Origin of the sequence: Arthrobacter sp. zg-Y1116, from assembly GCF_024385485.1 — a bacterium.
Classification (GTDB): Bacteria; Actinomycetota; Actinomycetes; order Actinomycetales; family Micrococcaceae; genus Arthrobacter_B.
On record NZ_JANFLR010000005.1, the window covers coordinates 1 to 25048 of the forward strand.

At 66.7% G+C, this 25048-nt stretch carries 19 protein-coding genes, 1 tRNA gene and 2 rRNA genes; 10 read left to right on the top strand and 12 right to left on the bottom strand.

All coding sequences use genetic code 11. The annotated features are described in order from the left end of the window. From rrf (NNX34_RS14785) to NNX34_RS14800, 4 genes are all read left to right on the top strand, one after another. Nucleotides 1–102 (top strand): 5S ribosomal RNA (gene rrf, locus NNX34_RS14785); the annotation flags it as partial. Nucleotides 103–364: 262 nt separating this feature from the next. Further along, nucleotides 365–481, top strand: a 5S ribosomal RNA gene (rrf, locus tag NNX34_RS14790). Nucleotides 482–642: 161 nt separating this feature from the next. Then, nucleotides 643–1251, top strand: coding sequence for a TMEM175 family protein (locus NNX34_RS14795; RefSeq protein WP_255767287.1), 609 nt, complete (start codon nt 643–645; stop codon nt 1249–1251). Between the two features lie 79 nt (nt 1252–1330). Next, nucleotides 1331–1418: transfer RNA gene (locus NNX34_RS14800), tRNA-Ser, on the top strand. Between the two features lie 54 nt (nt 1419–1472). Here NNX34_RS14800 and NNX34_RS14805 read toward each other — a convergent pair. Together NNX34_RS14805 and NNX34_RS14810 are read right to left on the bottom strand one after the other, a co-directional pair. Then, nucleotides 1473–3947, bottom strand: a complete 2475-nt coding sequence (locus NNX34_RS14805; protein ID WP_255767288.1) for an FtsX-like permease family protein — start codon at nt 3945–3947, stop codon at nt 1473–1475. Nucleotide 3948: 1 nt separating this feature from the next. Next, nucleotides 3949–4704, bottom strand: a complete 756-nt coding sequence (locus tag NNX34_RS14810; RefSeq protein ID WP_255767289.1) for an ABC transporter ATP-binding protein — start codon at nt 4702–4704, stop codon at nt 3949–3951. Between the two features lie 162 nt (nt 4705–4866). Between NNX34_RS14810 and NNX34_RS14815 the strand changes: the two genes are divergently transcribed. The 5 genes from NNX34_RS14815 to NNX34_RS14835 all read left to right on the top strand — a co-directional run bounded on the left by NNX34_RS14815 (nt 4867) and on the right by NNX34_RS14835 (nt 10704). Further along, entirely contained in the window at nt 4867–6156 is a 1290-nt protein-coding gene (locus NNX34_RS14815) for a histidine kinase (RefSeq protein WP_255767290.1), read from the top strand. After that, nucleotides 6144–6788 carry a response regulator transcription factor gene (locus tag NNX34_RS14820; RefSeq protein ID WP_255767291.1) on the top strand — a complete coding sequence of 215 codons (645 nt, stop codon included), beginning with the start codon at nt 6144–6146 and terminating at the stop codon, nt 6786–6788. Before NNX34_RS14815 ends, NNX34_RS14820 begins: the two co-directional genes overlap by 13 nt. Nucleotides 6789–6918: 130 nt before the next feature. Continuing rightward, complete coding sequence (locus NNX34_RS14825) at nt 6919–7758, top strand: SDR family oxidoreductase (protein WP_255767292.1); 840 nt, start codon at nt 6919–6921, stop codon at nt 7756–7758. Nucleotides 7759–7788: 30 nt separating this feature from the next. Then, nucleotides 7789–9468, top strand: a complete 1680-nt coding sequence (locus tag NNX34_RS14830; RefSeq protein WP_255767293.1) for an AMP-binding protein — start codon at nt 7789–7791, stop codon at nt 9466–9468. Continuing rightward, entirely contained in the window at nt 9469–10704 is a 1236-nt protein-coding gene (locus NNX34_RS14835; RefSeq protein WP_255767294.1) for a beta-ketoacyl synthase, read from the top strand. It abuts the gene before it with no gap. 17 nt (nt 10705–10721) lie between these two features. On the opposite strand, the gene NNX34_RS14840 is transcribed toward NNX34_RS14835, so the two are convergent. The 3 genes from NNX34_RS14840 to NNX34_RS14850 form a co-directional block, all read right to left on the bottom strand. Continuing rightward, nucleotides 10722–12032, bottom strand: coding sequence for a hypothetical protein (locus NNX34_RS14840; protein ID WP_255767295.1), 1311 nt, complete (start codon nt 12030–12032; stop codon nt 10722–10724). 40 nt (nt 12033–12072) lie between these two features. Then, the gene (locus tag NNX34_RS14845) at nt 12073–13137 is read right to left on the bottom strand and encodes a phosphatase PAP2 family protein (protein WP_255767296.1); all 1065 of its coding nucleotides are present in this window, start codon (nt 13135–13137) and stop codon (nt 12073–12075) included. 140 nt (nt 13138–13277) lie between these two features. Then, nucleotides 13278–13970, bottom strand: a complete 693-nt coding sequence (locus NNX34_RS14850) for a thioredoxin domain-containing protein (RefSeq protein WP_255767298.1) — start codon at nt 13968–13970, stop codon at nt 13278–13280. A gap of 203 nt (nt 13971–14173) precedes the next feature. Here NNX34_RS14850 and NNX34_RS14855 point away from each other — a divergent pair, with 203 nt between their 5' ends. Then, nucleotides 14174–15067 (top strand): LysR family transcriptional regulator, encoded by an 894-nt coding sequence (locus NNX34_RS14855; RefSeq protein WP_255767299.1) that lies wholly within the window; start codon nt 14174–14176, stop codon nt 15065–15067. 2 nt (nt 15068–15069) lie between these two features. Here NNX34_RS14855 and NNX34_RS14860 read toward each other — a convergent pair whose 3' ends face one another. The 7 genes from NNX34_RS14860 to NNX34_RS14890 form a co-directional block, all read right to left on the bottom strand. Beyond that, complete coding sequence (locus tag NNX34_RS14860) at nt 15070–15663, bottom strand: GNAT family N-acetyltransferase (RefSeq protein ID WP_255767300.1); 594 nt, start codon at nt 15661–15663, stop codon at nt 15070–15072. Nucleotides 15664–15696: 33 nt separating this feature from the next. Then, nucleotides 15697–16398, bottom strand: coding sequence for a VOC family protein (locus NNX34_RS14865; protein ID WP_255767301.1), 702 nt, complete (start codon nt 16396–16398; stop codon nt 15697–15699). Nucleotides 16399–16659: 261 nt separating this feature from the next. Further along, the gene (locus NNX34_RS14870; protein WP_255767302.1) at nt 16660–18006 is read right to left on the bottom strand and encodes an HNH endonuclease signature motif containing protein; all 1347 of its coding nucleotides are present in this window, start codon (nt 18004–18006) and stop codon (nt 16660–16662) included. 316 nt (nt 18007–18322) lie between these two features. Beyond that, entirely contained in the window at nt 18323–19243 is a 921-nt protein-coding gene (locus NNX34_RS14875) for an oxygenase MpaB family protein (protein ID WP_255767303.1), read from the bottom strand. Between the two features lie 77 nt (nt 19244–19320). After that, complete coding sequence (locus NNX34_RS14880; protein WP_255767304.1) at nt 19321–22632, bottom strand: ATP-binding protein; 3312 nt, start codon at nt 22630–22632, stop codon at nt 19321–19323. Continuing rightward, the gene (locus NNX34_RS14885; protein WP_255767305.1) at nt 22629–23366 is read right to left on the bottom strand and encodes a DUF4194 domain-containing protein; all 738 of its coding nucleotides are present in this window, start codon (nt 23364–23366) and stop codon (nt 22629–22631) included. Before NNX34_RS14885 ends, NNX34_RS14880 begins: the two co-directional genes overlap by 4 nt. Then, a complete protein-coding gene (locus NNX34_RS14890; protein ID WP_255767306.1) occupies nt 23363–24817 on the bottom strand; it encodes a DUF3375 domain-containing protein in 1455 nt (484 codons plus the stop codon). Before NNX34_RS14890 ends, NNX34_RS14885 begins: the two co-directional genes overlap by 4 nt. Nucleotides 24818–25048: the final 231 nt, after the last annotated feature.

Here is a 25048-nt window from a genome sequence, read left to right on the forward strand (position 1 = left end):
GTGGGGGAAACGCCCGGTCCCATTCCGAACCCGGAAGCTAAGACCCACAGCGCCGATGGTACTGCATCCGGGAGGATGTGGGAGAGTAGGTCACCGCCGGACAATATTTGAATACAGGTTGAGCCCGTACCAGTGCTGGTACGGGCTCTTCCTCTTTAACGGGCCAGGCAGAACCCGCCGGCACAGGGGCCTGCTGGGTTCCGCACTCTGTTGTTCAGTACTGTGTTTCTTCCGACATCCAGGACAAGCCCGGTTGCCCCGCCGTGGTCAAAACCGTATGGAAGACGCGGTAAGATTAACGAGCAGAACCCGAAAGGGCAGCCTGTAATCAGACTTCCCGACGCATTGCCGTCGGGGCTAGGGTTACGGCGGTCATAGCGTGGGGGAAACGCCCGGTCCCATTCCGAACCCGGAAGCTAAGACCCACAGCGCCGATGGTACTGCATCCGGGAGGATGTGGGAGAGTAGGTCACCGCCGGACATACGTTGGGATAAGGATCCGCACAAGGATGTGCGGGTCCTTATCTGTTTAACTCCACCTCCCGGGCCGTTTTTCTCCAGCCGAGGCTCGACCCGCTGAGGGATGTGCGCAAGCATGGTCCGGTGGCCGGCGAAAACAGCAACAGCAAAGGCTTTGCGCGAGTGAATTCGGGTCCGGACCTGGACCGCACCATGTTCTTCAGCGACGCCGTCTTCGCTATCGCCATGACGCTGCTGGCCGTGGATATCCGGGTGCCCCAGGTGCCGGCAAACGAGCTTGGGGAGGCCGTGGCCGCGCAGCTTCCGGAGTTCGGCGCTTACGTCCTGTCCTTTGTGGTGACCGCCGCCTATTGGCTGAGCCACCACCGGCTCTTCCGGCTCCTTCGGGGATTCACCGGCCGGCTGCAGCAGTTGAACCTGGTGCTGCTGCTGTTCGTCGCACTGCTGGGGTACGCCACCGACATGCTGGCGTTTTACGGAGACCAGGTGCTCGGCGTCGTGATTTATGCGGCGGCCCTGGGGCTTATCGGCACCGCGAATACCGGGCTGTGGATCTACTGCAGCCGCACGGGCCTTTTCCGGGATGACGTGGATCCCCGGCTTCCGGCATTCGCGCAGGTCCGCGCCCCGGTCACCCCTGCGGTTTTCCTGGCCTCGATTCCCATTGCCATCCTGTGGAGTCCGGAAGCGGCGATCTGGTCTTGGCTGGGAATTGTCATTATCAATGCCTTGCTCCACGGCCTCGGCCGCAGACGAACCGGCTCGGCGTAAGCTGCCCCTCAATGACGTCGATTCGTTGGTTTGGGCCTGTGTCGGGTAGTCTTATATCTGCTTCTACGGGAGCAAGCCTGGAGGATTCGCCTAGCGGCCTATGGCGCACGCCTGGAACGCGTGTTGGGTTAACGCCCTCGGGGGTTCAAATCCCCCATCCTCCGCCAGGACAAAGAAATACCCCGGTCTTCGGACCGGGGTATTTCTTTTTGCCCGAACAGCTACCGCTCGGCCCGCAGCGCGGCACGCGTGGCTACCGCAATAGAGCCCAGCCCGAGTGCCGCCGTCGCACCGGCCAGGCCGAGGTACACGGTCGGCACGATCGTGGGCAGCGGCACCCCCGAGATACTCACGGCGATTCCCATCAGCGGCGGCAGGGCCAGGACGGTGCCGATGACGACGGCGGCCGCGACTATCAGCAGGGACTCGGCTCCCATCATCCGCCGCAGCTGGGTATCCGACGCCCCCAGGGTCCGCAGCAGCAGCATCTCCGGCCGGCGCCGCGCCGTCGCCATCACCAACGTGTTGACCACGGAGACGGCAAGGTACCCAAGCAGGACCAGCATGGCGATTACCGAAACCCATGAGTCGGCATCCCGTTGCGCGGCTCCGGCCGCCCCGAACTCCTCCTTATCCAGGAGCGTCAGCCCCAGTCCGTCCACGGCAGAGGCCAGTTCTCCCGGATCGGTATCCGCCGCCGTGCTGACCAGCAGGTAGTCGTTCAACCCGGTAGTGGTGTGGCTGCGCAGTGTCTCATTCGCCACCGCCACATCCCCGAATCCCAGCCCCCGTTCGTAGGTGGCGACGACGACGGCGGTCGCCTCGGTGCCGTCCCCGTAGTAGAAGTCGAAGTCCTCACCCACAGCCGTACCGGATTCCCGGGCCAGGTCCACGCTCAGTGCCACGGTGTCGGCGTCCCCCAGCCGGTCCAGTGACCCTTCGTTGACGTCGAGGTCCAGGGTTCCGTTCAGGTTTTCAGAGGCCAGGCCCTGAATGGCATAGGGCTGCACGCCATCCTCCATCCCCGCGAAGCCGGCCTTGGCCAGGACCGCGGAACGGGCCACCGGCGAGGTGGATTCCACCCCGGGAACCTCAGCCACCTGGTCGGCGAGATCCTCGGACACTCCTGACCCCGGAGCGTTGACCAGATACCCGGCCACCACCCCGTCACGGGACTGCCGCCCGGCTTCCGTTGCCACGGTGGCCGGCATAAAGAACTGCACGGACCCGAGCGCAATGGCCAGCGCCAGTGGAACGATTCCCGAGGCCAGCCGCCGCGGGAAGGCGCTGGCGTTGGCCTCCGCCAGGGCCAGCGACGCGGAGGGACTGCGGCGGACCAGCGGCCGAACCAGTCTCAAGGCACCCGTCACGAGCCACGGTCCCAGGAGGCCCGCGCCGATCATCAGGAGCAGGATGCTGGAGGCTGCCGACGCCAGGCCCGCAGTGCCCGGAACCGCAATCGGTACCAAAGCCGCAACCAGACCGGCCGCCAGCAGGGACAGCCCGGTGATGACGCGTCCGCGGCCCAGCCGGGAAGCCTCCGTCACGGAGTCCCGCAGGGCATCCGTGGGCGCCGCACGGACCGTGCCCCGCGCCGAGACGAGCGAGGCTCCCACTGCTGCGGCGACACTGATGGCCACTGCTGCCAGGGCCGGCAGCGGGCTGTAGGCCAGGAGGAAGGATTCCGGAAGCACGCCGCCGGCAACGAACTGGTTGCCCAGGAACCATGCCAGCAGGAAACCGGGTGCCGCGCCCAGCACGGCGGCAGCGCTGGACACCAGCAGGACTTCACGCATCACGAGGCCCAGGGTCTGGTTCGCTCCGGCGCCCACTGCGCGCAGCATCGCGAATTCCCGGCGCCGCGCCATGATGGACAGGGACAGGGTTCCTGCAGTCACAAAGACCGCGGTCATCACGGCCACACCTGCCAGCGACCCGCTGAGCAGCAGCAGCGTGGAGCGGGCGGCGGACCCGCCGAGATTCTCTACGTCTCCGCGGCGGTCCCCGGTATAGCCGACGACGTCGGCCACCTGCGCCTCGATATCGGCGGAGAGCTGCTCCGGCCGGATGCCGGGTTCGGCGATCACGCCGACGGTGGCCACGGTGTCGCCGTGCGGCCACAGGGCCTGGGCGCCGGCGGTGCTCAGGAACGCGGCAGGGCCGGTGTCCACCCCCGACTCGGGAGCGGCGACGCCGGACACCGTGTACTCGGTGGGCTCCCCGCCGTGGGTAAGGGTAAGCGAGGTGCCCGGAGTTACTCCGAAGGATTCATCCACCACCACTTCGGTTGCCCGTTCGGGAGCTTCCCCCGAGGTCAGTGTGTAGGGAGTCAGGGCCGCGGAGTCCCAGGCGGCGGCGGAAACCGCCGTACCGTCGGTGGTGGCCAGGGGAAGCTCGATGCTGCCCACGGCGCGTTCGACGCCGGGAACGGCTGCGATTTCGTTCACCGCTTCGGCGGGAAGCAGGACGCGCTCGGCGAACGGAGCGTCCATGTCTTCGACCACGGGATGGGCCTGCGGCGCACCTACAACGACGTCGGCCCCCTGCAGGCGCTGCGGGGCAATGCCGCCGCGGGTTCCGGACTCAATGAGGACGCCCATCGCGGTGATGAGCGCGGCGCACAGGAACACGGCTACGAAAACCCCGGCGAATCCGCCGCGGTGGTGCCGGATGGATGCTCTGGCAAGGGAAAACATGTTAGCGCTCCCCGAGGTTGGCCATGCGTTCGCTGACGTCGTGGGCGGTGGCGCCGGTCATGCTGCCGTCGAGGCGCCCGTCCGCAAGGAAAATGACCGTGTCTGCGTGCCCGGCTGCCACCGGGTCGTGGGTCACCATCACCACCGTCTGGCCCAGCGCGGAGACGGTGTGCCGCAGCAGGTCCAGCACCTGGCGTGCAGTGCCCGAGTCCAGGGCGCCGGTGGGTTCGTCCGCAAAGACGGCATCCGGGCGGGTGATCAGTGCCCGGGCGATGGCCGCCCGCTGCTGCTGGCCGCCGGAGAGTTCCTGCGGCTTCCGCTCACCCAGTCCGGACAGCCCGACTGCCTCCAGCACATAGTCCAGCCAGGCCTTGTCCGTGCCCCGTCCGGCCAGCAGCAGCGGCAGTGTCACGTTCCGCGCGACGGTCAGCTGGGGGAGCAGGTTGTAGGACTGGAATACAAAACCGACGTGGTCCCGGCGGAAGCGGGTCAGGGCCTTGCTGTGCAGCTTCGAGATTTCGGTGGTGCCCAGCAGCACCCGGCCGCTGTCCGGGGCGTCCAGTCCGGCTGCGCACTGCAGCAGCGTGCTTTTGCCGGAACCGGAGGGTCCCATGATGGCGGTGAAGGTGCCGGCCGGAACCGCCAGGGACACATCGCGAAGAGCCGGCACGCTGGTGTTGCCGGACCGGTAGCTCTTGGACACGCCCTGCAGCTGGAGGGCTGCGGGGCCGGAGAATTCGGAGGCGTCGGAGTACATCGGGTCATCCTTTGGTCGAGGGGTGCGGGTTCGTGGGGTGAGCTGACCTGCTGACTTCGACGCTACGGATTCCGGAAACCGGATCCGATACAGCCAATAGCCCGGTTTGGGGTATAGCTGGCTATACCGACAGCCCGATGGGGGTCGGGCATAATTCAACGGGTGAGACTTCCCAGCCGCGCCAAGACCCGTCTCCGGGATGCGGCCTTCCTAGTGCGCGAGGGCTGGTACTGGCTGGCGTCCCTGACCGTTCTGGTGGCCGGTATTGGGCTGCTTCCGTTCGTGGCCCTGGGGGTGGGCCTGTATGCGGTGCCTACCCTCCTGGACCTCCTGAACCGTTTGGCCGCCAGGGCGCAGGCCCGTTCGGCGGCGTTCTCCTCTGCTGTCATTCCCTTTGACCGGCGCCGCCTCACCGGTAGGTATTCGTTCACCGAGCTGGCCGCCCTGCTGAGTGCTCCGGAAACGAAGCGGGACCTCTCCTGGCTGCTTTTCCACTGCGCATTTGCCGTACTGGCAGCGGCGCTGGCCCTGGCGCTTCCCTTCGGCGCCGTGCTCTATGTAGCGGCGGCGCCCCTGTGGCAGCTGTTCCCGCCGGACGCACCGCTGGAACTGACCATCTTCGTCCGCAGCTGGGGCGATGCCGTCCTGATGATGCTGCTGGGACTCATATACGCCGCCGGGGCATGGCTGCTGCTGCCCTGGCTGGCACGGCGGTTCAGTGCGGCGACCCTGGGGATCCTTTCCCCGCGCCGGTATGCGGATCTGGCCCGCCGCATTTCCGACCTCTCGGCGGCCCGGGCCAGTGCCCTGGCCGCCCATGCGGCGGAGCTGCGCCGGATTGAACGCGAACTGCACGACGGCGCGCAGAACCGGCTGGTCGGCGTCGTGATGATGCTGGGACTGGCCCAGCGCGCGGCCGAAACCGACCCGGCGGCCGCCGTACCGTTCATCGGGCGGGCACAGGATGCCGCGTCGGAAGCACTCGCCGGACTGCGCGCCGCGGTACACGATATTTATCCGCCGGTCCTGGACGAACTCGGCCTGGGCGGTGCGGCCTCGGCCCTCACCAGCCGCTCGCCCATACCCTGCTCCCTGGACGTGGAGGGTCTGCTGCGCGCGCCGGCAGCAGTGGAATCGGCGGCATATTTCGTCCTGGCCGAAGCCCTGACCAATGCTGCGAAACACTCCGGCGCCTCTCGGATCGACGTGGTGCTCCGCACGGAATCAACGGCTCGGGAGGACGTCTTGGTGATCCTGGTGAACGACGACGGCCGCGGCGGCGCGAGGGTGGATCCGGCCGCCGGCGCGCAGGCTACGGCTGATGCCAACGGCTCCGGCACAGGTCTGGCTGGGATTGCCCGCCGTGCCGCCGCGTTCGGCGGCAGGCTGGTGCTGAACAGCCCCGAGGGCGGACCAACAAACATAAGGGTGGAACTGCCATGCGCCTTCTAATCGCCGAAGATGATGCCCTGCTGCGCGCCGGGCTGAAACTGCTGCTCGAGAGCGAAGGGTTCGACGTGGTGGGTTCCTGGGACAACGCCGATGACCTGCTCGCGGCCTTCGAACCCGGCAGCGCCGACGGCGCCGTGCTGGACGTCCGGATGCCGCCGACCTTCACCAACGAGGGTCTGCGGGCCGCCCTGGAACTGAGGTCCCGGGTTCCTGAGTTCCCGGTGCTGGTTCTCTCCGCGTATGTGGAGGACCGGTACGCCAGCCGGCTGCTGGCCTCCGGCGCCCAGGGCGTGGGCTACCTGCTGAAGGAGCGGGTGGGCAACGTCGGCGAATTCGTGGACGGACTGCGGCGCGTGGCTGACGGCGGCACCGTCATGGACCCGGAGGTCATCGCCCAGCTGTTCAGCCGGCGCAGCAACCAGGATCCCATCCGGTCGCTGACCCCGCGCGAGTTCGAAGTGCTGGGGCTGGTGGCCGAAGGGCTGGGCAACACCGCCATTGCCTCGGCCATTTCCGTCTCCGAAACCGCGGTCAGCAAACACATCGGCAATATCTTCGCGAAGCTCGGGCTTGCCCAGTCGGACAGCGGCCACCGCAGGGTGCTGGCGACTCTGGCCTATCTCCGCTCCTGACCGGCGGGTGCCGCAGGGTACGTAGCCGGGTCGGGCACTCGTGTAGCGCAGGTTTCGTTGCGGGTCTTGTTTCCCGGACGGCACCGGTGACAAGGTGTGATGCACTACAGCCGGGCGCAGGAGGACACACGTGGGACATGGCGGCGGAAAGGTTGCGCTGATCACCGGTGCTTCGCGGGGAATCGGCCGGCGCGTGGCGGAGCGGCTCGCGGCGCAGGGGACCGCCGTCGTCGTCAGTTACCGCCGAAATGCCGGGCTGGCCAAGGAAGTGGTCACCACGCTGCAGGAACTCGGCGGCAGCGGCATAGCGGTGCAGGCCGATGTGGAGAACCCCGAAGACATTGTCCGGCTCTTCGATGCCGCAGCGGACGAATACGGCCGGCTGGACTACTTCATCAACAACGCCGCTGCCGCCGCGTTCAAGAACGTGTTGGACTTGAAAACCCATCATCTGGACCGTGCATACGCCGTGAACGTGCGGCCGTTTGTCCTCGGCGCGCAGGAAGCGGTGAAACTGATGGACGACGGCGGCCGGATAGTCGCGCTCACCAGTTACGGCAGTACCCGGGCCTTCCCGACCTATGCCGCCCTCGGCTCCTACAAGGCCGCAGTGGAGTCCTTTGTCCGGTTCATGGCGGTGGAATTCGGCCCCTACGGCATCAACGTCAACGCGGTGAACGGCGGGCTGATCGATTCCGATTCGCTGGACTACTTCTACTCCATGGACGGCATGGCGCCCATGGACAGCGTCATTTCCCGCCTGCCCAAACGCCGTCCCGGCACCGTGGATGAAATGGCCGCCGCGGTGGAGTTCCTGCTCTCCCCGGGTGCGGAGTACATCACCGGCCAGGTCCTGGCGGTCGACGGCGGCCTCTCGGTCATTGCCCCGCCGTTCCATTCCGACGCGTCCGGCCCGCCGGTCGCCCTGCCGGACCGGCCAACCCGGCCCACCCGAGGCGGCAGCCGGTAAGGGCGCCGTCCGGACTGAAAGGAAGCATCAGTGAGCTACGATCCCGCCCGTTACCGGAACTACTTCGAACACTCCCTGACCTACGCGGCCGGCTTCGCACGCAATGTGGCCCGGTACGCTGACCGCGTTGCCCTCGCCGATCCGCCGTCGGGCCGGGAATTCACGTACGCCCAGCTGGGCGACGCCGTGAACTCCGTGGCGCGCGCCCTGGCCGAGCGCGGCGTGGGCCGCGGGGACCGGGTGCTCTACCAGCTCTACAACGGCATCGAATTCGCCCTCCTGTACCTGGCGACCCAGCGGCTGGGGGCTGTCAGCGTTCCGGTGAACTACCGGCTGGCGCCCGCGGAGACGGCGCATATCCTGCGGGACAGTGATCCGGCGGTGTTCGTTGTGGACGCCGAGCACACCGAGACGGCTGCGCAGGCGCTGGAGCTTGCCGGGGTGTCGCCGCTGGTCCTGGTGGCTGGCGCTCCCGACTCCGGGGCCTGGGGACTGGGCTCCGGGCATTTGGGGCAGGACTTCGACACCGCCGTCGAGCAGGCCGCCGGGGACCTGCCGGACCTCCCCGAGGACTTTTCCACCTTCGAGGAAAGCACCCGCTTCTACACCTCGGGCACCACGGGCATGCCCAAGGGGGTGCCGCTGCCGTCCATCGCCGAGCTGATGAGCGCGCACGACGTCATCATGCACTTTCCGCTCAGCCCGCAGGACCGCACCCTGAACATGACCCCGTGGTTCCACCGCGGCGGCCTGCACTCCGGCGGGCCCAACCCGGTGTTCTACATCGGCGGGTCCGTGGTGCCGCTGCGCAGCTTCAACCCGGCCACGGTACTGGACTGGGTGGGGGAGCAGGGGCTGACGTATCTGATCGGCGCCCCGACCACGCTGGAGATGATCGCCGTCGAGCAGGAAAAGAATCCGCGGAACCTGGAGACCCTGCGGGGCATCGTCACCATGGGTGCACCGTTGGACCGCGCCGCAGCGATCCGGTACCAGGAACTGCTCACGCCCCGGATCTTCAACGGCTACGGGACCACCGAGGGTTTCTGGAACACCTTCCTGCGGCCCGAGGACCTCCCCGCCCATGCCGGCAGTGCCGGGCGGGCGTGCACGGACGACGACGTCGCCGTCGTCCGCGTGTTTGAAGGCCGCCGCGGGCAGCCGCACGAACTGGCCGCCCGGGACGGCAGCGAAATCGGCGAGGTGATCATGCGCTCGCCGAAATCCGGGTTCAGCTACGCCAACCTGCCGCATGTGGAGGAGGAGAAGTTCCACGACGGGTGGCTTTACCCCGGGGACATGGCCACCTGGGATGCGGAAGGTTACCTGACCATCATGGGCCGGACCGATGACATGATCATTTCCGGCGGGGAGAACATCCATCCCGTGCAGGTGGAAGCCGCGCTCGCAGACCATCCAGGCGTCCTTGAATCCGTGGTGGTGGGAGTGCCGGATGACCGGTGGGGCCAGCGCGTGGTGGCGTACGTGGTGCGCCGGGACGCGGAGCTCGACGCCGACGGGCTGGATGCGTTCTGCCTGGCCCATCCCGGGCTGGCCGATTTCAAGCGGCCCCGTGGCTACCGTTTTGTCGACGAAGTGCCGATGACCGCCACCGGAAAGAAGATGCACTACAAGGTGGCGGATTCCGCGGCGCAGGACTGGCTGGACGGCCGGATGCACGTACCGGCGCCGGTCCGGAAGGCGGAGTAGATGGACGAGCGCGTGGTCATCACCGGCATGGGGGCGGTGACGCCGCTCGGCGGTACCTGGGGCGAAACCTGGGCGGGATTGAAGGACGGGCGCAGCGGGATCGACAAGATCACTGCCTTCGATGCCTCTGAGTTTCCCACCCGGATTGCCGGGGAGGTGAAGAACTTTGATCCGGCGCAGTACCTGCCGGTCAAGCGGCTGCGCCGGTCCTCCCGCGCCTCCCAGCTGGCAGTGGCGGCCTCACGCGAGGCGGTGGCCGACGCCGGACTGGGACCATCGCTGGCAGACACCGACGCGGCGGTGATCATCAACAGTGCTGTCTCCGGGTATCCGGAAATCCAGGCCGCCACGGAGATCTTCGGCCGTGACGGGCTGCGGCCCATCAGCCCCAGTTTCGTGGCGTCGTCGCTGACGAATATGCCGGCCTGCGAGGTGGCCATCGATCTGGTGGTTCATGGTCCCGTGAATGCCAGCGCCCTGGCGTGTGCCAGCGGTACCCAGGCTTTGCTGGAGGCACGCCGCACCCTGCTTGCCGGCGAAGCGGACGTGGTGGTGGCCGGCGGAACCGATGCAGCCATTACGTCCGTGATGTTCGCCGGGCTCAGCGCCATGCGGGGGCTGTCCCGGAACAACGATTCTCCCCAGGAAGCCAGCCGTCCCTTCGATGCGGACCGGGACGGTTTTGTCTTTGCCGAGGGAGCCGTGGTGTGCGTGCTGGAACTGCTCAGCCATGCCCGTGCCCGTGGTGCCGAGGTGTACGCGGAGCTGCTGGGCGGCGCACTGACGTCCGACGCGTTCCACATTGTGGCCCCGGAACCCGGCGGACAGTATGCGGCCCAAGCTATATGCCGCACCCTGGACCGGTCCCGGCTGAACCCCGAGGATGTGGACCTGATCTGCGCCCACGGGACCTCCACGCAGGCCAATGACCGGACCGAAACCCTTGCACTGCACACGGCTTTCGGCGAGCACGCGTCGTCGCTTGCGGTCACGGCACCCAAGTCCATGACCGGACACCTCATCGGTGCTGCGGGCACCCTCGGATCCCTGCTCTGCGTGATGGCCATCCGTGAGGGCATCATTCCGCCCACGCTGAACTACGCCACTGAAGACCCGGAGTGCGACCTGGACTATGTCCCCGGTGCCGCCCGTGAGGCTCCCGTCCGCTACGCGCTCACCAACGCATTCGGTTTCGGCGGCCAAAACGCTGTGGCGGCCTTCGGTCCTGTGACCTGACGTTCCTCCCGCAGGAGCTACTTGCAGTAGGAGTCGACGCCGGCCGCGTAAGCCTCCGGATAGAACTCCACGGCCAACTTGAAGGTTGCGTCACTCCACTCGCTGTCCCGGCTACTCCAGGCCGACGACACGTAGCCCGTATTGAAGTCGGGTTCCAGGCGAGAGTTCCAGATGTTCCGTTTTACCGGTGACGGATGCAGCCAACGGTCCGGTTCCCCGGTGCAGGCGGCATCCCAGTACTCCACGAGATCTGCATAGACCATACCGACGGCCAGCCTTCTGCCGTTATCCTTCGCGGCCTCATCGAGAACCCAGTCGGTGTACTGCTGGGCATGATCCCGCACGCCGGGATCCACGATTTGATCGGTCTCGCGCTTTTGCCTGTAGGCCGCCGCCCCGCGGTGGTCGATGACGGCTTTTTCCCCCACCCGGTCCAGGTAGGCCTGGACTTCCGGTGACGTCATTATCGGGCTGTTCCAGAAGGCCTCGTAATCCTCCGCCGTCAGCTGCCCCGCGGCGTTGGGGTGCGTCTCCAGGGATTCCAGCAGCATATCTGCCTCATGGGTAACCGAGAACAGGAGGTTCATATCGCCCGGATGGCTGCTCTCCGGCGGTATCGGTAACTTGCAGAAACGGGGGTGGGCGGCTTCAAAGGCAGCCGGGTAGACCTTGGCCACCAGGCTGGTTGCCTGCCTTGTAGAGTCCTCCGATTCCAGCAGCGACAGGATCTGGGGCTGGGTGGTAGTCCAGTTTCGAATGGGATGCCCGTTGGCCTGGTAGGAGACGTCGTCCGTGTCCCAGCGGTGGCAGGTCTTTCTGGACAGCTGTGCCAAGTCGCCATAAACCGCACTCTTCGCACCCTGGACCGTGCCGTGTGAGGCGAGCTCGGCTATCTCGTCCACGGCGGCCTGGGCGTTGGCACGTTTGGCTGGGTCTACGATCCCGTCCACCCTGTACTCCATGTGCTTCACGTCCTCTTGGAGACGCGCCTTCCATCCCTCGTTGATGACGTCCAGCAGTGCAAGGGCGTCCGGGGTGTTCAGGGCAGGTTCAGCCCAGAAGGACGCGTAGTCTTCCTCGCTGATGTCTGCGGGGAGCGGGTCCGACGCGTAATGCACAGTGCTGCGTGAGGTCACCACTATGTAGCCTTCCGCTCGGGAATCCTCGGCGGCCTCGGTATACGTCAAGTACTCGACCCAAAGATAGGCGGCAACAAGGGTGACCACCACAAACAGGCTCACAAAGGTTACGACTGCCACCTTGAGCGGGCTGAACCTGCGTGGCTTGGGAGCCAGGTAGCCAGGCAGCACGATTGGATGTTGGCTCAACGTGCCGCCTCTCAGTAGGGGTGGTTCCCGCTGACGAAGCCTACCGCACAGACGAGGCGAGCTCCGGCTCGACGTCGGGTGTTGCCGGCGCCTTCCGGTTCCCGGCGTTTACGGCCTTCGCGGCCAGCCACACCGACACAGCGCCGAGGGCAAGTCCGGCGAACACATCGAGGACGTAATGCCAGCCGAAGTAGACCGTGGCCAGGGTGGTCAGGAGTAGGTAGATCCACATAACCCACCGCGCCACCTTCGGCAGGCGGGTCAGGTGCGCCACCAGTGCTGCCGTAAAGACGATGGATGTATGCAGGGAAGCGAAGGCTGCAATGCCGTGGACCGCGTCGGTGGCCAGCGGATTCGCCAGCACCTCGATCCGGTTTTCATACAGGCTGTCCTGCAGGCCTGAGACGGCGGTTTCCGGCAGGTCGCTGAACGGTGCGGCATCGTAGTAGACCGGACCCAGGGACGGCAGGGCGTAGTAGCTGACGGTGCCGAGGATCCAGTTGAAGGACAGGGCTGTGGCATACCAGGCCCCGCGCTGCAGGTTGTTGGACCACACCAGCGCCGCGGCGAGGGAGACCGGAACGAAGACCATAAAAAGCATGTAGACGCCGGAGAGGAGATCGGCGCTGAAGCCGGTGCCCAGCAGTTCATGCAGGACATCGCCGGGGTAGCTTCCGCCGGCCAGCCATTTGTCCGATTCCTCCAGCAGCCGGTCCGTCAGGTGGTCCTGCAGGAACGGCAGGAAGCTCTTGAGGTTCCGGTAGGACATGTACGCGAGGTAGAAGGTGATCAGTCCCGCCACGGCCACAGCCAGCCGGGGGCCGGACCAGCGCGTCCGCAGCACATCGGACGTCGCGGCTCCTACGCCGCCCAGCTCCCGGCGTCGAGCGAATACCCGAGGCACGACGTCGGCGGCGATCATCAGGAGCACCATCAGCGGCAGGCGCACGTAACTCGGGCCCAGGAATCCTTCCGGATCCCGGACGGGCAGACCCGTCACCACGGCGGTCACCAGCATGACCACGGTAAAGAGGACCGACACAATCAGGGGGACGCCGAAGAGGCGGCGCCAGGCAGGGCGGACGGAGCCGGCTTCGATAGTCATGAGACATTTTTATCCCAAGATTGGTATAAACCTGTTATCGAAGGACCCCCACCCTCAGTATGCTTTCGATCACACCGGGGCCGTGTTTCCGTCCTGCCTGACCCGGGAGCCTGCACCCGGCCGGCGCCGGGGACCCGGCCCTACTTGTTCAGAGCTGCGTCCAGCTGTTCCTGGATGGCGCCGTAATCCACGGAGTCCAGCTCCAGGATGCGGTCATCGAGGATCAGCGACGGGGTGCCGCGAAGCTGGAGGTCCTGGGCGTCTTCCAGGTCCTGGACCACCCGATCCCTAATAGCGTCCGACGTGTAGTCGGCCTGGAACTTCTCGGTGTCCAGGCCCAGGTCCTCCGCGTAGGAGACGAAGAGGTCATCGACGTCGCTCTGGTTCTTCCAGTCCTGCTGGTGCTCAAAGATGGACGCAGCCATCGCCTCCTGGGCGCCCTGTTCCGCGGCGGCTTCCACGGCCCGGGCAGCCGGCGCTGCGTTCTGGTGCTTGGGCAGCGGGTAGTTCCGCACAAGGATGCGGACCTCATCTCCGTAATCGTTCTTGGCCTGCTGGATCAGCGTGTCCATCTGGGCGCAGTAGGGGCACTGGTAGTCGGTAAACAGCACCAGGGTGGCTTTGGGGTCTGCGGGGTCGGTGATTGCCCTCGCATCCGCGGGAGCCACCTGCTCCATGCGGTCAGCCGGGATGGAAGTTTCCGCCGACGGGCTGGCTGATGCTTCTGCCGTGGCGGTGCCTCCCGATGACTCGGAATCCGACGCCGCACAGGAGACCAGGGTGCCGACTGCGAGCAGCCAGGCAATCAGCAGGGCGAGGATGCTCTTGCGCATAGTTCCTTCCGGTGTGAGGTGTCAGGGTTCGCGGTTCGGCGCGCTCTGAAGCCCTCCAACGGCGGTGCCGGCATGAGGCGATGTCCCACCCGCGAGGCGATGTCCACCCGTGAGGCCCAGGCTGCGCCCACTAATTTTGATGGTCCCACCGGATCGAACCGTCCGGTAGCCTGCAATCCGGCATGGGTTTATATGCTTTTGATATGGCTCATACGTGGCCGAACCTTTCGGTGCTGGAACTGTTCGTTGCCGTGGTGGATGAGGGCAGCGTGGCTTCCGGGGCGCGGAAACTGGGCATGGCCCAGCCCAATGCGAGCCGGGCCATTGCCGAGTTGGAAGCGGATCTGAAAACTCCCCTGCTTGAACGCAGCCCACGCGGCTCGGCGCCCACGGCAATGGGACTCCTGCTGGCGGACTCGGCCCGGGAACTGTTGGAGGCGGCGCAGCGCTTCAACAGCGTGGTGCGGAGCGGCCGTAGCGGCGAGACATTGGAACTCCGGGTGGGGGCGAGCCTCACCATCGCCGACATGCTGTTGCCGGCCTGGCTTGCCGAGCTGAAGCGCCGGCTGCCGCAGGCCCGCATTGATGTGCGGGTGGAAAATTCGGCGCAGGTCATCGAGGAGGTGCAGCGGGGCACCCTCCAACTGGGGTTTGTGGAGACTCCGAATCTTCCGGTGCGGCTGAACGCCCTGGTGGTCCGCGAGGACGAGCTGGTGGTGGTGGTTGATCCGAATCACGAATGGGCCAACCGGACCCGGATCACTTTGCAGGAACTGGCGGAAACCCCACTGGTGGTTCGGGAATCCGGGTCCGGTACCCGCGAAGCGCTGCAGGAAGTTCTCGCCGGGTACGACGTCGTCGAGCCGGCCCAGGTGCTCAGCAGCAATGCTGCGGTGCGGGTTGCTGTTGCTGCCGGGGCCGGCCCTGCCGTGTTGAGCGAACTGGTGGTTCGCGACCAGCTCGCCAGCGGAGAACTGCTGCGGGTTCCCTTCGAAGGCGAGGGAATCACGCGTCCTTTGACGGCCATCTGGTCCGGTCCCCGCCGGTTGACCGGAGTCGCGGCCGAGCTGGTGGCGGTGGCGGCGGGGAGAACATAGGTTCAACCCGGCGTCAGCCGCAGGGCCGGTTGGACGGTCTTGCGCATCACGGTCTTGTTCTTACCGATACGGCGCTCGAACGTGAATCCTGCCTTCTCGAACATGGCGCGCGTTCCGTTGTGAAGGAATGAGGACGATGTTCTCTTGTCGGGGGCGAGTTCATTGGGGAACGAGACCACCTCGCCTCCGCCTGCCTGCGCGATCAATTCGAGCGCGCCGTCCAGTGCCTCCCGTGCCACACCGGACCGTCGGTGGTCGCGGTCGACGAAGAAGCACGTGATGCGCCACGGCGCCGGCCTGGTCTCGCCGGCGTCGTACTGCTTGCGGTGGTAGATCCCCGGCAGCTCGAGCGGACTGCCGTACTGGCACCACGCGATTGCGTTGTCGCCGTCGAAAACGAGTGCGGCGTGTGCTGCGCCTTCCGCCACGAGTCGCTGCTTGAAGGTCGGCCCGTCGTACTCGCTCTTGACGGTGTTCTCAGTGTCGCTGTGGAAATACGAGCAGTAGCACCCGCCCCAGACCCCGTTGTGTTTCTGCGCGAGTGCCAGCCACGCTGGAAAGGTTGCCGGAGTGAGTGGCTGAATTACGTGTGGCATAGCCATGTCCGTCCTGTCACGGGTTCGAGAAGGTCAAGATCCAGCCTCCGCCTCAGGCATCTCGGCGACGCACAGGACCGCAGTGTTGCCGTTCTGGTCGGCAATCACAGTGAGCGACGGCGAACTAGTGTCATCCACGACGGTTCCCCCTGCGGCGACGGCGGCGTTGATTCGTTGCCCGGCCACCTCGGGCGCCACGTAGACCTCGACGTGGAACCGCTGGCTCCCGTGTTCGTTGGCGTCGCCGAACCACAGGTTCGGTATCCGCCCCGTGGAGTCCCGGATCTCGTCGCTGGGTGACCCGTGGCCCTGGGCGTCTGCGTTGCCTGTCAGCAGGGCTGCCCACACCGGGGCGATGGTCGCGGAGTCTGCGGTGTCGAGGCCGAGTTCGAGGACGCTGACGGAGGCCGGGTCGGCGTCGATCTGGTGCTCCGCGGCGATCCCGGTGATCAGCCTCGCGAGGTCGACATCCTGCTGGGTGACCCATTCGACGACGTGTTCGGTGCCTTCGCCGTCGCGGTAGATGGCGTCAGGGCTGACCAATTTGAGGTCTACGTACCCGTTGCCGATCGACACGCTCGGGTAGTGTCCGAGCGCATTGCCCGCTTCACCTACTGCGGTTACGAACCGTGCGCCAGTGCCGAAGTCATTGATCAGGTAGCGGGCGTGCAGCCCCTGGGCCAACTTGCGCCAGTCGGTCAGTTTGGCCTTGGCGATCACCTGACCCGACAGCATGTCTCTGTTCCGTGATTTGATGCGTGATTCAGCTGCAGCGTTCGAGCTCGTCATTTCTGAGTGCCTCCTGTGCGTGTGCGAACAGTAAATCCGACGTCGAATGCATCTACAAGGAAAATCCGCCTGGTGTATTGGAGACGGTCGCGTTGACCTCTTTCTGCGAAGGGACGAGCACGAGGAAGGAGATAGGCGAGGTGTTCAGGGGCGCGGGCTCTTGTGGACCGAGCTGTTCACCTTGCTGGCGGCAAGGACCGGGCCTGCCTAGAACGGCGGTGCCGGTTCCTGCAGGGGTTCCTTCTCCTGATGGTCTGCATGCAGTTCTGGCGCCGGATTCGGCGGGCCCAGTTCCAAGAAGGGCTCCGTGCGGTAAATGCGGCCAGTAGGAGAAGTCCATTCGATGGCTCCAGGTGTGGGCTGACAGGCTTTCCAGTAGCCCAGGGTCTTGAACCGGTGGTGCCGCCGGCAGAGGTGTTCCAGGTTCCCGTGGTCGGTGGGTCCACCCTTGGCCCAGTCGATGGTGTGGTCGATGTCCGAATTTGCGGTGCTGACCCGGCACCCGGGGAACCTGCAGGTCCCGTCCCGGGCACGCAGCCATCTGGCCAATCCTGCCGGGACTTTCCGGCGTCGTCCGACACCAAGGATCTCGCCGGTTCGAGGGTCCTGGACGAGTCCGGTCCAGCGCGTGGCGTTACGTGCGAGCCGGCGGGCGGCTTCAGCGCTGATGGGTCCGTAGCCGTGCAGTTCGGCGGGCTGCTCGTCGGCTCCGAAGAGGGTCTCTGCGTTGATCAGGACCATGATCTCTGCCCTCGGCAGGACGCCGAGGGGATCTGGACCGCTGTCGGAGAGATCGCCGCCGCCGCCCGCGCTGCTGCCGCCCGCCCCTGAAGCCGTGGGCCTTCCCTGCTTCCCGCTGAAGCCTCCCAGCAGCAGCTGCGCCAGAATGTCCGCACGTAACTGGTCCCGGGTCCGGGGATCCCCTGCTGATTGTTCACCCCGGGCAGCAGTACTCAGGGCGGTGTAGATTTGCTGCGCTTCCGCTGCGGCCAAGTGCGCCGACAGCCAGGACATTCCGTCCTCATCCCGGTGCAGGGTGACCTTGCGCTGCTCGAACGCGCTCCGGTGCCGTTCAGGAACGGTCTCCGGATACTTTGCCTCGCGCAGCCTGCGGGCCTTGCAGGAGAACTGTGCCCTCGTGCGGCCCTCGGCCGCGGCAATCAGGTCCGCTTCGAACTCCGCCAGCCCGGCGGCGGGAGCACCTTCGCACTGCTCAAGCACCACCTGCGCGTGCGGGTAGCTGAGCCGTCCGTCTTCCAAGGCCTTCAGCGTGGCGGTATGGCTGCCGGTCAGGCGGTTGGCCTCGAACATCATCCGCTGGGCGGTTACCTGCGGAACGTGAAGGATGGCCGCGCATTCGGAGGATGCAAGGCTAAAGGCCATGCCGGGTTCCACCTGCCCCGACGCGGCGGCATAACTGTCCAGGAAGATGGTGTGCATTCGGGTGAGCAGCCGAGCCTGCTGCGCCTGCGCCCACGCGATCAGGTGTGCCACCTGGACCAGGGTTTCGCCGGTGGCTTCTTCGTCGAAGGATTCCGGGTTCTGCAGCGCCAAGGTTCCAGTGAAACCATCCGCAAATTCGCTGCTGCCCGCCTCGCGAGGAGGTTCATGGGTAACTGGTTCCGGAGTAGGCACCGGAACCGACGCCCGGTACACGGCGAGCGACGCCTGCCGACCGCCATTGCCTTGCTCTTCAGTTTTCGGTCCGGTGCTCTGCCCGGTATCCCCGACCTGATCCATGCTTAAGGATTTCATCCGGCACTGACATTTCCGGGCCCCAAAAGTGCCAAAACCCGGTGGTCGGCGCCTCCTCTGATACCTGTCTTTTTACGACCACTACTTGCTCTCAGACGACCCCGGGTGCGCCGCCCTACCGCCCGTCCGCCAGCCGCGCAATACGCTCGCGGGCAGAGCGCTCGCTGGGACCCTGCCGGCCCAAACCAAACCGGATAACACCCAAAACAAGTTTCACGGGAAACTTCATCGGCAGAGGAACCGGACCAAGGTGCGGAGCCCGCAGCCCCAGCAGCTTCCGGTGCCGGGGTTCCAGGCTGGCAACCGCCCCGGCGAAGAGCACCTTGTAGCCGGGCAGCTGGTTGCGCGGCAGGGGAGGACGCTGCAGGAACCCCAACGCCTCCCGCACGTAGTCGCTGTTGCGCAGCTGCGTATCGTAGCCGGCCATCTGCTTGCGCAGTTCGGCTTCGGAGCGCGGCGGATCCGGAATGCCCATCAGCTCACCCGCCACCGCCCACTCCGCCACATAGGCATCAGCACCGCCCGGAATGGGTCCGCCGTAGCGCTGGTGCGAGGAGAGGAACGCATCGGTGAAGGCCAGGTGGACCCAGCGGGCAATCTCGGGATCGTTGGCGGAATACGGCCGCACCGCCCCGTCGGCGTCAACGTAGGTACCGTGCACACGTTCGTGCAGCCGCAGCACCCAGTCCGAGCCCGCCTTGGCGGCGGCCGTGTCCCCGTAGGTCACGGTGAAGATCCAGCGGATGGTCCCGGCGAGCCTGCCCAGCGGATCCTCCTTATAGTCGGAGAAATCGTGCACCCCGGCCATCGCCCCGGGATGCAGCGCCTGCAGCAGCAAGGCCCGCACCCCGGCGATGATCGTCGTCATGGAACCGTGCACCGCCCAGACCGCGGAGTCCGGACCGAAGTGGCCGGCGTCGTCGCCCTTCGCCAGCTCGAGCTCCCACTGCGGAATCTCGACGGCGTTGTTGCTGAACGTGCCGATCAGCTGGCGGCGCCAGGAATCGATGAACCGGGGAAGGGAAAGAGCGCTCATCTTCCCCAGTCTCGTCCCGCCGCCGACGTCGTGCCAGAGGGGCCCGACGCCGGAACTCGCCTAGCGCAGCCGGGAACCTAGCGCAGCAGGATGTCCACCGACCGGGAGTTGCCCATGGCCCGTTCCATCACGCCGGAACGGTTGCTGACGTCGTCGCGCAGGATTTCCGTGACCGACCCCAGGAAGCGGGACAGGTCCACCTTGTCCTCCGGCGCCGCGAGCAGCAGCTGGAAGCCGAACTCATGCAGAGCGTTGATGGACGCCTCGGCAAAGGACAGCGACGACTTCACGAACGCCTCGTCCATCATCACGGTGCCGTAGGTGCTGAAGCCCTGGGACACAATGCCCAGCTGGTAGGCCAGCGCGGACGCCATGATGAACGCGGTGAACCGCTGGCCCTCGCCGCCGGACATCAGCGACGCCTGCAGGTTGGTGAAGGTGTGCCCGCTGGCGAGGCGGTGGGTGCAGGTGATGGTCACGTGCGAGCGGACATCGAGCACCTCGGCCCGCCAGCGCTTCTCCTCGGGATCCTTCAGCCGGTCCACCAGGCCCTCGAGCGCGGCATACCGGGCGTCCATGTCCGCCTTATCCTGCCGCGAGCCCATCATGGGCAGCGCGTTCTTCAGTTCCGTGCGGAACTTGTGCGCGGCGTCCGGAACGGTAGTGGCGACCTCGATCTCCAGGTGGCTGCCGGCGGAGTATTCCACCCGGCGCAGCACGGAGTTCAGGGGCAGCAGGCGTGAGGAGATGCTGCGGCGTTCCTCATCGAGGAGCTGCAGCAGGTCGCTGAAACGCTCGTAGGTGCGGTTGTTGAAGTATTCGCGGAATTCGGCCTCGCGCTGCGGCAGGCCCTCGGAAATGATGTCCTCGAACCGGTCCTCGTAGGCGCCGGCGGACTCCACGGAGGTGCCGAAGTCCGAACCCCACTTGTCGCTGAAGGTCTCGAACGTGCGTTCCAGCTTCGCGCGGGTTTCCAGCAGGGTCTTCTCCAGCCGGGCCTGCTCGGTGATCAGGGACCGTTCCACCTCGCCGGCGGCCTCCTTCAGGCGGGCCGGGTCGGTCAGTTCCCCGAAGGGTTCGAACAGTTCGGCCAGCGCAGAACGCAGGCCCTCGGACAGGGCCTCGGGTGCCTTCGCCGAGAGCGCGGTGCGGCGCTCGACGGCGGCGGCTCTGTCGGCGTCGAGCCTCGCGGCGTCGCCCTTGAGCACCCCGACCTTCTCGGTGGCTGCGGTGAGGTCCAGCTCGGCGGTGTCGAGTTCGAAGCGGATCTGCTCCAGGTCGGCGTTGGCATCCCGGGCCGACTCCAGCCGGTCATTGGCGACGGCGACGGCGGCCCGTGCGGCGTCGGCCGACAGGTCCTCCCAGGTGCGGTCATCGGCGGCAATGGCACGCACGGCGGCGAGCCGGCGGACCAGCTCGTCCTGCTCCTGGGCGTGCTGCCGGGAGAGGTTGTCCGCTTCCTCGAAGACGCCGCGCAGGGCCAGCAGCTCGTTGCCGAGCGCCGCGACGGTGTCCTTGTTGTCAAAGCCCAGGACGTTGTCCGAGGCCTTGGTGTGCCGGTCATCCTTTTCCGTGGTGCTGCGGTTGCGCTTAACCGCACCGCCCAGGCTCACACCCTTGGCGACGTCGGCCAGCCCGGCCGGGTCCTCGACGCAGACGAAGTCGTAGTGCGCGGTGATCTTCCGGCGCACCCAGTCGCCCATGGCGGAGTCGTGGGTGAGCAGCTTGGTGATCAGGTCATCCGGGCCCGGCTCGGTGGGGCCGTCCACGGGAACCGAGACGTCGATGCAGCGGACGTACCCGTGCATGTCGTTCTCGCTGAGGTAGCGGGTCACGGCGGCCATGTGCTCGCCCGGCACCAGCAGGGCGGTGGCGAGGGAGCGCAGGGTGCGCTCGGCGGCCGGACGCCACTGGACGTGCTCGTTGGGCAGGTCGATCAGTTCACCGGCGAACGGCATATCCGCTTCGTCGATGCCGGTGGCGGCGCAGATCCGGGTCCGCTGGTCCAGGGAGTCCTGCCGGATGTTGGAGGTGCGGCGGCGGAAGGAGCCGATCTCGTTTTCCAGCTTCGCGATCTGCCCCTTGAGGGACCACGCCTCGCCGTGCGCGTTGCTGCTGCGCTCGCGGGCGGCGTCGAGCTCGGTGCCGAGCGACTTCACCAGCTCCGCGGCACGGCTGCGGGCGGTGACCAGGCCGGCGGGGGAGAAGTCGACGTCGATGCCCGCGGCGGCAAGCTCGTCCTTCGCGGCGTTCTCCACGGTTTCCCGGGAACGCAGCTGCGCGGCAGCGGCGGCGAGTTCCCGTTCCAGGGTGGCAATGGCTCCGCCGCCCTCCTCGGTGTACCGGGTGCTGAGCGCGTCGCGCTGGTCTTTCAGCGTGGCCCGGCGGGTTTCGGCGGCGGAGAGTTCGGAGCGGGCTTCCGTTGCGGCCTGCTCCAGCTTCTCGGCGGTGCGCTGCGCGCCTTCGAGGGCGAGGCGCTGCCGGTAGGCGGGCAGGCCTTCCTTCGCCAGGGCGCGGTTGTGCGCCAGGGCGTCGGCCGCTTCGCGGTAGCGGGTGTGCAGTTCGGGGACGGACTGCAGGTGGTCGCGCTGCTGCCGGGCGCGTTCTAGCTGGCGGCGGATGCTGCGCAGGTGGCTGAAGTCCTCCACAGCCTCTTCGGCGGCGGTCAGGGTGCGCGGAGTGTCCAGCACGTTGTTGCGGAAGAAGTCATTGACGGTGCCGCCCAGGCCCTTCCCCGTCTGCAGGATGCGCAGCAGGTTGAAGGCCTTCTCGTCCTCCACACCCAGGGCGTGGCGGTAGCGTTCGGCGAACATCTTGTGCGAATCGAACACGGCCGCGCCGGGCAGCAGGGTTTCCAGGCTTCCCTTGGTGAAGCGGCCGCGCATGCCGGCCTGCAGGGCCTGAAGGTCCAGCGGGCGGTTGTGCACCAGGTAGTAGCGGCCTAGGTTGTGCTCGGTGCCGGTGGCGGGCAGGTCCATGACGACAGAGAGGCTGGTGATCTGGCCCAGACCGTTGTCGAAGGTCAGGCAGACGGCGGACCAGGTGGCGCCGGGGCGCTGGTAGGCGGTGCCCGCGCCGTCGTCGGCTCCCTGGGTGCCGAGGCGTCCGCGCATGTAGGAGAACGCGTTGCGTTTTTCCTCGGCGTTGGTGCCGGAGTTGTTCTGTGCGGCCTCGTTCATCCGGGGGCGTGCGTCCATCACCTGGAGCATGGCGTCGAAGATGGTGGATTTGCCGACGCCGGAGTCGCCGGTGAGCAGGGTGCCGGCGCGGTCCACCTTGATGGTGTGGGCGCCGTCGAAGGTGCCCCAGTTGACGATCTGCACGGAGGCGAGCCGGTTCTGGCCGGGGTTGATCAGGTCTCCCATGGGGAGGGTGGTTTCGATGCTCATGCCGGCTCCTCGCCGTCGTTCATTTCGTCAGCGGGGGTGCCGTCTGCGTCGTCCCCTCCGAGGGTCTGCATAAAGGTGATGATGTCGCCGATCTGGCTGTACGGCAGGGCCAGCGGCAGGGCGTTGGAAATGACCCAGACGTTGTCCAGCTCCGTGGGGAGCAGCAGCCTGCGGTCCTGCACGAGCTTGCGGATGGCGGCGTCGGCCAGGTCCTCCACGGACTTCGCGTCGCGCTGGCCCGGATCCACGTAGCCCTCGAGCACCTCGATGATGTCCTGCCGGGCGATGGTGGCCTCGTTCCCGGTGCCGGTGTGGCGGTCCAGGATCAGGCGCATGCGCAGCAGCAGCAGGGTTTCCTCGCGGGTCATTTCGCGCTGGCGCTGCAGGGCGGAGGTGTGCGGCTCGGCCATTTCCACCGGGCGCAGCAGGGCGACCTTGCGGTCCTCGTCAATGACCAGGGTGAGGAACAGTTCGCTCAGCCGGACGCGCAGCTGCTCCTGGTTGTCCACCACGGTCTCGTACACGTTGTCGCTCGAGTTCGCGTCCAGGTACGGGCCGCGCAGCAGCCGGATCAGGGCCTGGCGCAGCTTCAGCGGCAGGGTGCCGGTGTCGCCGGGGAACAGTTCCGGGCCGTCGACGAGGAGGTCCCGCGGGGCGGGCTCGTCCTGCTCTTCTTCCAGCTCCGGGTCGAATTCCTCCGGGGGTGCTGACAGTTCTGCGGTGGTCTCGCTCATTTTTCGGGGGCTTTCGCGACGGCGACGGCGGGCAGCAGCGCGGTGCGCTCGCTGCCGTCGATCTGGGTAAAGGTGACGGATTCAAGGGGTTTGCTTGCATCGAAATCGGCAGCGCCGCCGGCAAGCAGGGCACGGATGCTGTTCAGGTGCCGGTGTTCGGGCGGCAGCTGCTCGAACACCTGGGCCACGGTGGCGCTGGCGCGGGTCGCCGTCGCCCGGGAGACGGCGTCGGCCAGTACCCGCCGGTCCGCGCGCGGGGTGCGGACCGAGCGGTGGATGTCCGCCTCGGTGAACTGCGGCGGTTCGGGCAGGGTGCGCGGGGCGGCGTGGTCTTCGGGGTTGTAGACCCGGACCATGCTGAGGGATTCGAAGCCCGAGCCGTGCAGCTGCGGTGCGGGTACGACGGCGGCCCGGCGGCGTCCGCGCGGAGCCTTGTGGATCGCGGTTTCGGCGGCGCGGATGAGCTGGCGCAGCTGGACGGATTCGCGGTACTCGTCGCTCTGCACGTAGGTGTGCATGGATTCGGAGAGCCGGCCGTAGATGCGGTGGATTTCGGTGGCCTGGTCCCGCATGTCGCTGATCAGCCGGTAGAGGCTCTGCCGGTCTTCGGGGCTCATGTCATCGGCGAAGTCCCGTTCCAGCACCTCCGCAATGGCGGCGCGGAAGCGGGCCTGCTGGTCGGCGTCGTTCAGGAACGCGGTGAAGCCCTCGTAGGTGCGGCCTTCGGCGGTGCTGCGCAGCTTCTTGTCCGCTTCGAGAATTTCGCCCATGGTCAGGCCCTTGGCGGCGTTCGATTCCACCATTTCCTGGCGAAGGTCATGGAGCATTTTTTCGAGGCCGTCGCGCATCCGTTTGAAGTCGGCGGGCAGGGCGGCGGCGAGGTCGAGGATATCGCGGGCGGCTTCGACGGCGGTGTCGTCCGGCAGGGGCGGGGGAGCCTCGCCGGATTCCAGGGCGCGGATCATTTCCTCGCGGCGGGCGACCTCTTCTTTAAGGACTGCGATGCGCGCTGCGGGATCTGGGTTGGATTCCTGCGCGAGGTTTTCCACCCGGTCCAGCAGGGTGGCCAGCCGGGAGGAGTTCAGCGACGTTTTGTCGCTGGTGTAGCCGTCCAGGTAGGAGAGGAAGCGGGCGGAGGATTCGGTGAGTTCGTAGACGAACTTTCCGTCCGCGCGGGGGCGGGCCAGGAAGCGGCGGGCCACCCAGTCATCGGCGTAGTTGCGTCCGGTCCAGTCTTCGCGCAGCTGCACGCCGTCCATACGGAGGCGGTTCAGGAAGGAGTCCGTCATGGCGTGGAAGTCGTCCAGCGGAACCCGCGGCCGGGTGCGGGTGAAGGCCTCGCGGAAGAGCGCCGGGACCCAGGCGTTGGCGTTGGTCAGTTTCCAGCCGGGGGAGGCCTGGAGCCGCTGCAGTTCGGCCCAGCGGGCAACGGCATTCTCGATGAAGGACATTCTGCGCTTTCCGCCCGTTCGGTGGGGGAAAACGGGCCTCCTCGATTTTAGCCGGGTGGGAGGGCGGGGTGGGTCAAGGGCGCGGGACGGGGGGCAAGCGGACTAGGAGGTGTTTCTAGATCCACAGCTCATTGTGTTAGGTGGTCTCAGCCGCCCAAAAACTCCTCGCCTTATTGGACAATGTTGCCTGACATCTGGCCAAAGGACCGATCGCCCATAGGGCTTCCCAAA

Excerpts from the sequence above, each read along its gene's own strand:
- NNX34_RS14880 (WP_255767304.1), bottom strand. The coding sequence starts at position 22,632 with ATGAGCATCGAAACCACCCTCCCCATGGGAGACCTGATCAACCCCGGC.
- NNX34_RS14820 (WP_255767291.1), top strand. The coding sequence starts at position 6,144 with ATGCGCCTTCTAATCGCCGAAGATGATGCCCTGCTGCGCGCCGGGCTG.
- NNX34_RS14835 (WP_255767294.1), top strand. The coding sequence starts at position 9,469 with ATGGACGAGCGCGTGGTCATCACCGGCATGGGGGCGGTGACGCCGCTC.
- NNX34_RS14890 (WP_255767306.1), bottom strand. The coding sequence starts at position 24,817 with ATGTCCTTCATCGAGAATGCCGTTGCCCGCTGGGCCGAACTGCAGCGG.
- NNX34_RS14850 (WP_255767298.1), bottom strand. The coding sequence starts at position 13,970 with ATGCGCAAGAGCATCCTCGCCCTGCTGATTGCCTGGCTGCTCGCAGTC.
- NNX34_RS14805 (WP_255767288.1), bottom strand. The coding sequence starts at position 3,947 with ATGTTTTCCCTTGCCAGAGCATCCATCCGGCACCACCGCGGCGGATTC.
- NNX34_RS14875 (WP_255767303.1), bottom strand. The coding sequence starts at position 19,243 with ATGAGCGCTCTTTCCCTTCCCCGGTTCATCGATTCCTGGCGCCGCCAG.
- NNX34_RS14865 (WP_255767301.1), bottom strand. The coding sequence starts at position 16,398 with ATGCTGTCGGGTCAGGTGATCGCCAAGGCCAAACTGACCGACTGGCGC.
- NNX34_RS14810 (WP_255767289.1), bottom strand. The coding sequence starts at position 4,704 with ATGTACTCCGACGCCTCCGAATTCTCCGGCCCCGCAGCCCTCCAGCTG.
- NNX34_RS14860 (WP_255767300.1), bottom strand. The coding sequence starts at position 15,663 with ATGCCACACGTAATTCAGCCACTCACTCCGGCAACCTTTCCAGCGTGG.
- NNX34_RS14845 (WP_255767296.1), bottom strand. The coding sequence starts at position 13,137 with ATGACTATCGAAGCCGGCTCCGTCCGCCCTGCCTGGCGCCGCCTCTTC.
- NNX34_RS14855 (WP_255767299.1), top strand. The coding sequence starts at position 14,174 with ATGGCTCATACGTGGCCGAACCTTTCGGTGCTGGAACTGTTCGTTGCC.
- NNX34_RS14885 (WP_255767305.1), bottom strand. The coding sequence starts at position 23,366 with ATGAGCGAGACCACCGCAGAACTGTCAGCACCCCCGGAGGAATTCGAC.